This is a genomic window from Ruegeria sp. P10, from assembly GCF_056534925.1.
In genome coordinates this window covers 71,391-83,430 of record NZ_JBQERJ010000007.1, presented here as the reverse complement: position 1 = coordinate 83,430, position 12,040 = coordinate 71,391, and the positions used below count along the sequence as shown (strand labels likewise).

Here is a 12,040-nt window from a genome sequence, read left to right as displayed (position 1 = left end):
CCTGTGGCGTCGGTCCGAAGCTTCGGTTGCGCGCTACCCTGCCGCAAAGCGCGTCAATCCTGTCTGACCGGGCCGACCGCCCAGGGAAGATTTTGGTAAGATTCTGATGTCTGCGGAGAACCCTCCGATAGGCGTTCCCGTGCAGAGCAATGCCCGGGAATCAATCTCGGGCGTAGATGTCGTCGTATCGGATGATGTCGTCTTCACCCAGATAGGTGCCAGTCTGAACTTCGATCAAAACCATGGGAACTTTCCCGGGGTTTTCCATTCGGTGTGTCGCTCCCAGTGGGATATAGACGGATTGGTTTTCGGTTACCAAACGCTCCTGATCATCGATAGTGACCTTGGCCGTGCCTTCAACCACGATCCAATGCTCGGAACGATGATGGTGAGATTGCAGGCTGAGCGACGCACCGGGATGCACATGGATGCGTTTGACCTGAAACCTGTCTCCGATCACAAGGCTTTCGAACCAGCCCCACGGACGATGATCCACCGGCAGGGATTCTGCCTGCTTCGCCCCCTTGGCCTTCAGCGCTGCAACGGCCTGTTTCACGTCCTGGGCCTTGTCCATGCTCGCGACCAGAACCGCATCGGGCATCGCAATGGCAATTACGTTTTCCAAACCCATTGCCACGACTTCCTGTGCTGGAGACTCGGACCGTATCAGTGCATTGCGGCAGTCGATTGCTGTTACTTCTCCGTTGGTCGCCACACCGTCTTCATCGGGGTTCGACAGCTCTTGGACCGCGGTCCAGCTTCCGACATCGGACCAGCCAGCGGAATAAGGCACCACGCTCAGGTTCAGGGCCTTTTCCATCACTGCATAGTCTATCGAAATGTCTTCCACACCTGCCCATGCCGCCGGGTCCAGTCGAAGAAATCCCAAATCCGTTTTTGCCTCGGCTACGGCCTTTTGAACCGGCGGGATCAGTTCGCTCGCGTGCTGTTCAAAAGCTGCAAGGATATCGCGAACTGCAAACAGGAAGATCCCCGAGTTCCAAAGATAGCTGCCATCCGACAGCATAGCCTCGGCCGTTTTCCGGTCAGGTTTTTCCACAAAACGATCCAATGGAACAGCTTCTTGGGACGTATCCGGCGGATGGCGGAGTTTGAGATAGCCGTATCCGGTTTCCGGGTGCGTTGGAGTGATGCCGAAAGTTACCAGATCGCGCCGTTCACTTATTGCCCGTACGCCTTCGGCGACGGCTTGATGAAAGGCGTCCATGTCCGGAACCACGTGATCAGACGGCGCCACCAGCATGATGCCATCCGGATCTCGCGCCGCCAGATACAAGGCTGCAGCAAGAACAGCGGGGGCGGTGTTTCGACCTTCGGGCTCGATCAGAATTGGGCCGGGGTCAATTCCGACGGCCATCAATTGTTCCGGGACAATAAAGCGAAAAGCCTCGTTGGTCAGAACAAGTGGCTTTGCATACGGGGCCTGAGAAGGGCCGAGCATCCGTTCCGCGCAATTCTGCAACAGGCTTGTTTCACCGACCAGAGGAACGAATTGCTTGGGATAGCTTTTGCGCGACAGGGGCCACAAACGTGTTCCCGAACCACCGCAAAGAATGACGGGGTAGACTGTATTGGTCATGCACGTGCCTTCGAATTGCGGGTGACTGACAGTATTGCCATGTTTTTGGTCAAGTAAAACAATCTGTGACTACTGAGCAGCTTTCCCCGTGGCGACAATGTCATTCAGATATTGGCTCAGATCATCGCGCAGGTCTTCGCGGGCAAGAGCAAAAGCAACGGTGGCTTGCAAAAAGCCTGATTTTGAACCGCAATCAAAACGCTGACCATCGAATTTATAGCCGTAGGCCGGCACTCCGGCGGCAATGTCCTGGGCGATGGCGTCGGTCAGCTGGATTTCGCCACCGCTTCCGGTTTTTTTTGCGTTGAGGTTGTTCAAAACGGACGGCCGAAGCACGTACCGGCCGATGACTGCCAAATTGGATGGCGCTTCTGATGGGTCAGGCTTTTCAACCATGCCTCGGGTGGGGACGACGGACCCGATATTGTCGCCAACATCGAGCACGCCGTAAGAGCTGGTCTTTTCCTTCGGAACTTCCATCGCCGCGACCATGTTGCCACCGGTGTCTCCGTAGGCCTCGATCATCTGTTGCAGACAGGGTTTGTCGGCGGCGATGACGTCGTCAGGCAGCATGACGGCAAATGGTTCATCGCCGATCAGCCGCCGGGCGCACCAGACCGCGTGTCCAAGCCCCAGAGCTTTGTGCTGGCGGATATAAGCGATCGCGCCGCTTTCCATATTCGTTTTGTTCAGCACGTCCAGAAGTTTGTTTTTGCCTTTGGCTTTCAGCTCCTGCTCCAGCACCAGGTTGTGGTCGAAATAGTCTTCCAGCGCGGATTTCCCGCGTGACGTTACAAAAATGAATTCCTTGATCCCGGCTGCACGGGCTTCGTCAATTGCGTATTGCACCAATGGACGATCCACCAGCGTCATGATTTCTTTTGGAACGGATTTTGTCGCTGGCAAAAAACGCGTTCCCATGCCCGCTACAGGAAAAACCGCTTTGGTAACTTTGCGTGTCATGGTGCCTCTCAATTATCAAGTTTTGCCAGCAGAGCAGGAAATGTCCGGAATGTCCTCATAGGCCGCAATGCCCTGTCAATCAATGATGCCTGATGGATCAGGCTGCTATCAGTCAAATCGTGCCACCTTGCCAGGGAGGAGTCAAAAGTCCGCTCTGATGCGGTATCCATACTGAATTTGCGTACCATGTGCTTGGATCATTGGCTGACTGCACGGTGAAGAGCGGGATATATCGCATTGGTCCATCACGAAAAATTCATAGGCTTGTTCTTCGCGGCGTATCTTGCAGATCACGAGGTTCCCCGAACCGACCCGACTGTGTTGCCGCACCGCGTATCGTGTTATTTTTGCGTGGTTTTCCCAACCGGAAACCGCGACCCGCCCAAAGCAGCCCACAACCCTCATTTTCGGAAGCACGGGGTCTGAAGGACATACCGCGTCAAAGGGTGCAGACGGACAGAGTTTCTTACTTCCACAAGGGCGGCTGACCGCCTTGTTCAACGCATCCGAGTTTTTGATTTTCCCTTTTAGAGTTTGTTTTCGAATGGGCAACAATTGTTACGAGGTTCCGTTGATAGGTTCTGGAAGCGCCTGATTGTTGCACATTGGATCGATGAGCCGGCCGGGTGTCAGAGTCGGCTGAACAACTTGGTTTGCCTCACGGGGCCAGGCTTGTTTTCATCAGCGCATCCGGAAAGCAGGTCTGTTCGATGCCCAGGGTCTCTTGCCATCGACCTATCGAACGACGCGTTTTGAACCCCGGCAGCCCATCGACCCCTCCGACATCATGCCCTTTTTGTTCCAACGCCTGCTGCATCTTGGCGATATCAGATCTGTACAGCCCGCCGACCTTTCCCCAAGCACCATTGAAATCTCCGATACCGTATTGAATACGGTCGCCAACATGGCCGACAAACAAGGCATACAGGTCGCTTTTGTTGTATTCCTTCAGAACGTAGAAGTTTGGCGTGACCAGAAATGCCGGACCATGTCGTCCTGCGGGCATCATCAAGTACCCGTCACCACGCAGCTCATGGGCTGGAAAGGGTTTGCCCGAGACGCGACGTACACCCATCTCAACCCAGTCCTGAATAGGTCGCCCCTGATCGGGGCCTTCCAAAGCGCAAGAGACATTTTGGGGTACGACAACCTCGAATCCCCAATCCCGTGCAGGAACCCAGCCGTGTTTCATGAGGTAGTTTCCGATTGACGCAATCGTATCTTCGGGTGACCCCCAAATATCAGCCGCTCCGTCGCCGTTGCCGTCGGCAGCATAGGACAAATAGTTGGACGGCATGAACTGAGGCTGACCCAAAGCGCCAGCCCAACTGCTTTTCATTTGCCGGGCGGGCTGGTGCCCTGCTTCTGCGATTTGCAGCGCGGCAACAAGCTCGGCTGTGAAATAGTCTGCCCGGGTGCTCATGAAAGCCTTGGTCGACAGTACCCGGAAAGCATCATGCCGGATCGGAACCTGTCCGTATCCGCTCTCTCTTCCCCAGATCGCCAGAATAATGCGGGCAGGAACGCCGGTTTCGGCTTCGACCGCCGCCAGAGTTGCGGCATGGCGCCGTGCCATTTTCCGTCCTGCCGATGTTGCGCCTTGTACCGACCCCGGATTGAAATAGCGACCGGGTGAGCCAAACTCGGCCTGCTTCTGGACCTTGGGCGTTTTGCGCGCGCTTCCCGGAGGCACCAGATCAGGCAATTTCCAGTCAAGGGTCACGCCGGAAAGGGCTGCTTGCATCGTCTCGCGTGTCACACCTTTGGCCTTTGCCCGAGGCCAAATGGTTTCTTGCAACCACGACTGAAACTGGCGTTCGATCGCCGCACGATCCTGTGCCAACAAGGGCTGAAAGAGCAGGATGAACCCGAAAGAGAATACCAGAATACGCATCGTCATTTTGTCTGTCCCGGTTGGGATTGCAAGTCAACGGGAAGATGCCGCAATGGCTTGGGCCCATTTACCCGAAGTTGAATCGGGATAGACTTGGGCAATTGGTGGTTTGAAAAACTCTTGAGAAAATTCACGCACTTGTCGATAGTCGAATGATATTTTGTTTGAGGAAGGGGCAGTCAGTCATGGCACATGTAAAAACGCCCAATCCAATCCCTTTGCTTGCGATGGCGGTGATCCTGTTTGTGTCGATGCCGCACATGGTTTCCGCCAGCGACAGTTTCATGGATCCGCAAGGACCCATTGCCGCCATCCAGAAAACGCATCTGCTGCGGGCGACCGCTTTGATCATGGTGGCTGTTATCCCTGTGCTGATACTGGTACCGTTGATCGCGTTTCGTTATCGCCGCAGAAGGAACAGTCACGCAGCTTACCGACCGGATTGGGATTTTTCCGCGAAACTGGAATTCCTCATGTGGGGTGTGCCCGTTGTGATTGTGGCGCTCCTGTCGTTCTACCTTTGGAAGGCCACCCATCGGCTTGATCCATACGCGTCGGCGTTTGGTGAAGATCCGGCCTTGCGCGTGCAGGTTGTCGGGCTGGATTGGAAGTGGCTGTTCATCTATCCCGATCTTGGTATTGCCAGTGTGGGCGAGTTCGGCATTCCCACCAAAAAGCAAGTGGCTATGACGCTGACCACCGATACCGTCATGCAATCCTTCATGATCCCTGCGCTGGCGGGCCAGATTTACGCGATGCCGGGAATGACCACCCAACTGCATCTGGTCGCGGACGTCCCCGAGGTCATGCAAGGCGAGAACACGCAGTACAACGGGCGGGGTTTTACCAAACAGAAATTTCGTACCGTTGCCATGAACAGTGATGAATTTGAAAGCTGGGCCCAGAAAGTGCGCGAAAATGGTATCCGACTGGACCCGGAAACGTATCAGATGCTCGCGATGCGGACAGACAGGGATGAGGTGCAGGCGGCGCTGGGCACCGACAAGATGCCAAAGGACGCGCTGTACTTCACGATGGAACAAGATTTGTTTCAAACGATCCTGCACCGCTATCACAGCGGCAAAGCGCTGCCGGTTGATCAACAGCCGGGAACGGCATCCTTCGGGCAGGTGGTGCAGCAATGACGCCGTCCCATTCAGGATTCCTTGGCCGCCTCGACTGGGATGCGCTTCCGATCACAGGGTTGATCCAGAACCCGAACGCAAATGAGATCGTTGCCAACGCCGCGGCCGCAATCGTCTTGGTTGGCGTTGTCGTCGTGGTCAGCCTGCTCAGCTGGTTTCGGTTGTGGACGCCCCTCTGGCGCGATTGGCTGACCAGTGTTGATCACAAGAAGATAGGGATCATGTATGTCGTCTTTGCCATCGTCATGCTGGCGCGCGGCGTGTTGGAAGGCGTTGTCATGCGCGCGCAGCAAGCCGCGGGCCCGGGCGACGGGTTCCTGGAAGCCGAACATTTCGCCGAGCTGTTCAGCACCCATGGCACGATCATGATTTTCTTTGTCGCGGTGCCTTTTGTCTTTGGTATCGCGAACTATGTCGTTCCGCTGATGATCGGGGCGCGGGATGTGGCGTTCCCTCGCTTGAACCAGATCAGTCTGGGCCTGACGGTGTCTTCCGGTATGATGCTTATGGTTTCGCTGGTCGTGGGGCGGTTCTCGACCGGTGGCTGGACGGCCTACCCACCGTATACCGGGGCCGCCTTCAATCCGGGCGTTGGGCCGGACTACTGGATCTGGGCGATCGTTGTATCGGGTATCGGCACGACGCTTACCGGTATCAATTTTGCCGTTACGATCTACAAGATGCGCGCGCCGGGCATGACCTTCATGCGGCTGCCGATGTATTGCTGGACCATCATATGCAGTTCGATCCTGATCGTCTTTGCCATGCCGCCGCTGGGCGTCGCGGCGCTTTTGCTGGCCGCGGACCGCTATTTGGACTTCCACTTTTTCACCAATGACCTCGGCGGCAACATGATGAACTATGCCAATCTGTTCTGGCTGTTCGGCCACCCCGAGGTTTACCTGCTGGTTCTGCCTGCCTACGGCATCTACTCCGAAGTTTTTGCGACTTTTTCGGCCAAGAGGCTCTACGGCTACAACTCGCTCGTCATCGCCACGATGTCGATCGCGGTTCTGTCGTTTACCGTCTGGCTGCACCACTTCTTCACCATGGGGCAGAGCGCCCTGATCAACGCCGTTTTTGGTATCGCAACCATGCTGATCGCCATTCCCACCGGTGTAAAAGTCTATGACTGGATGGCGACTTTGTGGCGGGGGCGCATCCGGTTCTCGGTGCCGATGCTGTATGGTTTGGCATTTTTGATGTTGTTCGTGATTGGTGGCCTGAGCGGGGTGATCCTGGCCAATCCGACCGTGGATTATCAGGTACACAATACGCTGTTCCTGGTGGCCCACTTCCACAACGTACTGTTGCCGGGTGTGCTGTTCGGACTTTTGGCCGCCTACAACTACTGGTTCCCCAAGGCATTCGGATTTCGCCTGAACGAATTCTGGGGCCGCGTCACGGTTGCCCTCTGGACCATAGGATTTTTGCTGACCTTCATGCCGCTTTATTTCGTCGGACTGATGGGGATGCCGCGCCGTTCTTTCAGCTATGATGACCCATCTTTCCATCCCTTCATGATGGTGGCGATCGTCGGGGCGCTGGTGATTACCTGCGCGTTGTTCTCGGTTCTGATCCAACTTTGGGTCAGCATCCGTGACCGCGAAAAGACCCGCGTTCCCGTTGGAGATCCATGGGATGGACGGACGTTGGAATGGTCTGTTCCGTCGCCGCCGCCGCCGTACAACTTTGCGATCATCCCAACCGTTACGGACCGGGATGATTTTGCGGCAGCAAAGGAAAAGGGGGCAGCCTACCCAACGCCCGACGCCTATGAAGATATCGATTTGCCGCGCAATACAGGCATTGGGTTCGTTCTGTGTGTCATGAGTGGTATCTGGATGTTCGCGCTGGTCTGGTGGATCTGGTGGTTGGCTGCATTGATGACGGTTCTGATGATCCTGGCGGTGATCGTCTGGACGTTCGACGACAGTACCGAGCTGACCATACCGGCGGAAGAAGTGCGCAAGGATCACGAAGCCTGGCTTGCATTGGTTCACGGTGAAAAGGCGGTGGATCGCGATTTCGAGACGTCTTCGGAAAATCGCGGCCTCGCCCGCCCCGATCTGGAGGCGGTGACATGAAGCGCGCGCCCACCCACAGCTATCCGGGTATCAACCTGGGGGAACGTCACGCGAGTGCTGACAAGGCGACCGAGGTCGTCACCTTCGGGTTCTGGGTCTTTTTGATGAGCGACCTGGTCTATTTCGGCCTGATGTTTGCGATTTACATCACGATGATCGATGCACAGGCCGGTGGTCCCGGCCCGCACGAGCTGTTTGATCTCAAAAGCGTCTTTGCGCAGACGCTCATCCTGTTGACAAGCAGTCTGACGGTTGGCCTTGCCATGCTGGCGCTGAAATACAATCTGCCGCGCGCTCGCATTGTCTTGTGGTTTGGCGTCACGCTTTTTCTGGGCATCAGCTTCCTAGTGCTAGAGGTGCGTGATTTCATGGCCATGGCGGAACAAGGTGGCATTCCGCAGCGCAGCGGTTTCTTGTCGGCTTTCTTCGGACTGGTTCCGCTGCATGGCTTGCACGTCGCCGCTGGGTGCTTGTGGCTGATCGTTCTGGGTATCCAGTTGCGCGTGAAAGGGATGACGGACGTCATTATCTCGCGCGTGGTTCGGTTGGCCCTGTTCTGGCATTTTCTGGACCTGATCTGGATCGGGATCATCACCATCGTTTATTTCGGAGGTCTGACCTATGGATAAGCGCTCTGAAATGCACCGTCGCGAGCGTCGGCGCTATGTGATCGGATACGGTGGTTCGCTGCTGTTGACTTTTGCGACCTTCGGCGTGGCCCATCTGTTTGGGATCGAAACCCCCGGTGTTTACCTGACAATTGGATTGCTGGGTCTGGCCCAACTTGTTCTGCAACTTGTTTATTTCCTGCACATCGATCGCCGGCGCAGCAGCCGCGAAGACCTGCATCTGGTTCTGTTTTCCACGATGGTTCTGTTGATCATGATTTTTGGAACGGTCTGGGTGCTGGGCAATCTGGCAATTCGAATGCACATGCATGTGATGTGATGCGCATGGGGCGCGTGCAGAAAGGGATATGAGAATGAAGCCACTCAAAATCGCAGCCGTGGCTTTGATACTTGCAGCAATTGCAGTCGGTCTTGTTCTGTTCTGGAGGCACGAAGAGCGCTACCCGTCCACTCAGGATGCATATCTGGGCGCGAACATCATCTATGTCGCTGCACAGGTGACAGGGCAGGTGGCCGATGTACATGTGATCGAAAACCAGCCCGTGAAAAACGGCGATCTGCTTTTCACGATCGACGACACTCAATTCAAGGCTTCTGTGGATGCAGCTAAAGCCAATCTGGATAGTGCGATACAACAGGCCAAATCCTATTCCACACAGATTGCGGCGGCAGAGGCTTCGGTGGACAGCGCCCAATCGGCCTACGATACTGCATTGAAGAGTTTTGAACGTGCAAAAGCCCTGTTCGCATCAGGCGATATCGCGCAGGCATCGCTGGATCAGACGGCATCGGATTTCGCCCAAGCCTCTGCAAGGTTGACGACCAGCCAGTCCAGCCTTTTGGCACTGAATAGCGGGTTGCAGGCAAAACAGGATGATATCCTGTCTGCGCGGGCACAACTTGAAATTGCGCAAACCAACCTTGCCTGGACCAAGATCCATGCTGCGGCCGACGGATGGATCGCCAATCTGACTCTTCGACCAGGATCCTCGGTGTCCGCCAATGCCCCGCAATTCTCGATTGTCGAATCGTCCGATTGGTGGGTGGACGCGAACTTCAAAGAGACCGCATTGGCGCGCATTCGTCCGGGGCAGCCGGTCACAATACGTGTCGATATGCTCCGCGGAACGACGCTCACAGGTAAGGTGGCGTCAATCGGGCGAGGGTCTGGGGACACGTTTTCCTTGTTGCCCTCGGAAAACGCGAGCGGGAATTGGGTCAAGGTCACCCGGCGATTTCCGGTTCGGATCGCGCTTGACCCGACCGATGCGCCCTTGCGTGTCGGAGGCAGCAGCAAAGTTGTCGTAGATACAACAGGTCCGGTGGACGGCAAATGACCCCTGTGGCGTCCGGCCATGTGAACATGGTGACCGTGATCGCCGTTGTTCTCAGCGCCATTCTGGAAGTCCTGGACAGTACGATTGTCAATGTGGCGTTGCCGCATATCCAGGCCGCATTCGGGGCGACGACCGATCAGGCGACATGGATTCTGACCAGCTATATCGTTTCCGCGGTGGTCATCATGCCGTTGACAGGGTTCGTCGCCCGACGCGTGGGCCGACGACGGTTGATCCTGACGGCGGTGACTGGTTTTGCCGTCATGTCGATGATGTGCGGCATGTCCTGGAGCCTTGAGGTCATCGTTGCCTTTCGGTTGGCTCAGGGCATGTTCGGCGCTTTCCTGATCCCTTTGTCCCAGTCCATTCTATTTGATGCCTTCCCGCGGGAAAAGCGCGGACAGGCAATGGCCATCTTCGGTCTGGGCGTCGTGGTGGCGCCGGTACTGGGGCCAACGGTCGGTGCAATCCTGACCGAATATTTTTCCTGGCGGATGGTCTTCTTTGTCAATGTTCCTGTGGCGGCCCTTGCGCTGCTTCTGCTGGCCGGAGAATTGCCGGAAGACAAAACCGAGGAGGTTCAGATCGATTGGAAAGGCCTTGCTCTGCTGGCTCTTGGGATCGGGTGCCTTCAATTCGTTCTGGATCAAGGCGAGACACTGGACTGGATGTCGTCCCGCGTCATCCAGGTGGCTGTGATCGCAGCAATTCTCGGGGCGTTTGGTTTCATTTTTCACGCGTTGACCTCTCGCAATTCGGTTGTGGACCTGCGTCTGTTCGCAGACCGAAACTTTGCCCTGTGCAATCTGATCATCGCGGGTTTTGCCGTGTCTCTGTTCGGGGGCATCGCGATTTTGCCGACGCTTGTTCAAAGTCTGCTGGATTTCCCAGTCATCGCGTCGGGCCATCTGTTCATTCCGCGTGGCCTGACCGCAGGGCTGTCCATGGTTCTGACCGGCGCAGTTCTGGTAAACCGCTTCGATCCGCGCCTGCTGGCGGGCATCGGCCTGTTGCTGACAGCAATAGGGAATTTCATGATGGGGGCCATCAACCTCAATGCCGGTTTTTGGGAGCTCGCATGGCCGGGGGCCATCAGCGGCCTCGGGATGGGTCTTGTGTTCGTGCCCATGTCGATACTGGCTTTCGAGAGCATCAGTAAAGGCCGGCAGGACGAAGCTTCTGGTCTGTTCAACGTGACAAGGCAACTGGGGTCGTCGGTTGGCATCTCGCTGGTCGGCACCTGGGTTGTACGCGGGTTGCAGACCAATACGGCGGTGCTCAGCCAGAATGTGACGCCCTACAACCCCGCGGCCCAGGCGTATCTGAGCCCGCTTGGCCTTGCGCCGGACAGCGCTGAAGGTGCTGCCATTCTGGGCCAGGAAATCATGAAGCAGGCCGAGATGATTTCCTATTTGACCGTTTTCAACAATCTGGGTCTGCTTGCCTTGGCGACAATTCCATTGCTTTTCTTTTGTCGCGCTCCGAAGCCCGGGTCACATGTTGCCGCTCATGTGCATTAGCGCGTCAAGGTCAGCCCAAGCCACAGGGCGAACCAGCACAGCACCAGGCTGATCAGGATATTGCCAGCTGCCAGAACCAGAGTCCGCTCGCGCCGAAGTTCAAGAGATTGATAGGCAAAGCTGGAAAAGGTGGTGAACCCGCCGCAGAATCCAAAGACCAGCCGTCTTTGATCCTCGGGGATGTCGACAGGGCCGCCCAGATAGCCGATCCAGATCCCCAGCAGCAGGCTGCCCAATACATTGACGATCAACGTCGAAAAGGGCAAATCGTGCCGCACTTTCAAAGCCAGCCAATGACGCAGGACCGCCCCCAGGCCTCCGCCCAGTCCGAACATCGCATGAAGATAGAGGTCATTCATGACGGTGACCTCTCGGAATGAAAATGGTTGCCCAGCTTCTCTCCGACCAGGGCAGCGCCAATGCCTAACGCGACTTCCAACCCGACAGCAAGCGGCACGGCCCAAAGATCACTTTCGGCAATACGTTCCAGATCAGCTACAAAAGATGAAAAGGTGGACAACCCACCACAAAATCCGACCGCGCCCAGATGCAGAACATGCGCGTGCACCTTGTGACGTATTGAATACAGCCACCCCAAGACGAAACAGGCCGCCACGTTAATGCCGAAGGTCGACGTGAGGAAACTGAGGCCGGGGATTTCCAGCGCGAAAACTTCGCGCAACAACGATCCCAGCGCCCCTCCGACAAAGACGGCGAGAAACATAAGGCTCTTTCGGTCGCGTCGGGGTTGGGAATGCGTCTTTGTCAAGTGTATGCCTGTCGCCTTCTGGTATGCGTGGCATATCCACTGGCGACACCCTGTTCAACTGTTGAGCCACCGTAACGCACTTTCACGTTTTCGTCT

11 protein-coding genes are annotated in these 12,040 nt (G+C 56.2%); 6 read left to right on the top strand and 5 right to left on the bottom strand.

Going from position 1 to position 12,040, the window contains the following annotated elements:
• Positions 1-160: 160 nt before the first annotated feature.
• From ACR0FB_RS13050 to ACR0FB_RS13040, 3 genes are all read right to left on the bottom strand, one after another.
• A complete protein-coding gene (locus tag ACR0FB_RS13050; RefSeq protein ID WP_480491012.1) occupies positions 161-1,600 on the bottom strand; it encodes a mannose-1-phosphate guanylyltransferase/mannose-6-phosphate isomerase in 1,440 nt (479 codons plus the stop codon).
• Positions 1,601-1,669: 69 nt separating this feature from the next.
• Positions 1,670-2,563, bottom strand: coding sequence for a UTP--glucose-1-phosphate uridylyltransferase (locus ACR0FB_RS13045; RefSeq protein WP_480621053.1), 894 nt, complete (start codon positions 2,561-2,563; stop codon positions 1,670-1,672).
• 658 nt (positions 2,564-3,221) lie between these two features.
• Positions 3,222-4,463: a lytic murein transglycosylase gene (locus ACR0FB_RS13040; protein ID WP_171724564.1), complete on the bottom strand. Its 1,242-nt coding sequence runs from the start codon at positions 4,461-4,463 to the stop codon at positions 3,222-3,224.
• Positions 4,464-4,642: 179 nt separating this feature from the next.
• On the opposite strand from ACR0FB_RS13040, the gene ACR0FB_RS13035 reads away from it, so the two are divergent.
• The 6 genes from ACR0FB_RS13035 to ACR0FB_RS13010 are packed head-to-tail and all read left to right on the top strand — an operon-like array spanning position 4,643 to position 11,175.
• Positions 4,643-5,602, top strand: a complete 960-nt coding sequence (locus ACR0FB_RS13035; RefSeq protein WP_253283324.1) for a cytochrome ubiquinol oxidase subunit II — start codon at positions 4,643-4,645, stop codon at positions 5,600-5,602.
• On the top strand, positions 5,599-7,689 hold the full coding sequence (locus tag ACR0FB_RS13030) for a cbb3-type cytochrome c oxidase subunit I (protein ID WP_480621055.1): 2,091 nt from the start codon (positions 5,599-5,601) through the stop codon (positions 7,687-7,689). Before ACR0FB_RS13035 ends, ACR0FB_RS13030 begins: the two co-directional genes overlap by 4 nt.
• Complete coding sequence (locus tag ACR0FB_RS13025) at positions 7,686-8,318, top strand: cytochrome c oxidase subunit 3 (protein WP_171636380.1); 633 nt, start codon at positions 7,686-7,688, stop codon at positions 8,316-8,318. The genes ACR0FB_RS13030 and ACR0FB_RS13025 overlap by 4 nt, the downstream gene beginning before the upstream one ends.
• Positions 8,311-8,637, top strand: a complete 327-nt coding sequence (locus ACR0FB_RS13020; RefSeq protein WP_224856200.1) for a cytochrome o ubiquinol oxidase subunit IV — start codon at positions 8,311-8,313, stop codon at positions 8,635-8,637. The genes ACR0FB_RS13025 and ACR0FB_RS13020 overlap by 8 nt, the downstream gene beginning before the upstream one ends.
• 34 nt (positions 8,638-8,671) lie before the next feature.
• Positions 8,672-9,655 carry an HlyD family secretion protein gene (locus tag ACR0FB_RS13015; protein ID WP_480621057.1) on the top strand — a complete coding sequence of 328 codons (984 nt, stop codon included), beginning with the start codon at positions 8,672-8,674 and terminating at the stop codon, positions 9,653-9,655.
• Positions 9,652-11,175: a DHA2 family efflux MFS transporter permease subunit gene (locus ACR0FB_RS13010; protein ID WP_480621059.1), complete on the top strand. Its 1,524-nt coding sequence runs from the start codon at positions 9,652-9,654 to the stop codon at positions 11,173-11,175. The genes ACR0FB_RS13015 and ACR0FB_RS13010 overlap by 4 nt, the downstream gene beginning before the upstream one ends.
• Here ACR0FB_RS13010 and crcB read toward each other — a convergent pair.
• Both crcB and ACR0FB_RS13000 read right to left on the bottom strand, forming a co-directional pair.
• A complete protein-coding gene (gene crcB / locus ACR0FB_RS13005) occupies positions 11,172-11,534 on the bottom strand; it encodes a fluoride efflux transporter CrcB (protein ID WP_171724559.1) in 363 nt (120 codons plus the stop codon). The genes ACR0FB_RS13010 and crcB overlap by 4 nt on opposite strands.
• Positions 11,531-11,899 (bottom strand): fluoride efflux transporter FluC, encoded by a 369-nt coding sequence (locus tag ACR0FB_RS13000; RefSeq protein ID WP_480621061.1) that lies wholly within the window; start codon positions 11,897-11,899, stop codon positions 11,531-11,533. The genes crcB and ACR0FB_RS13000 overlap by 4 nt, the downstream gene beginning before the upstream one ends.
• Between the last annotated feature and the right edge of the window lie 141 nt (positions 11,900-12,040).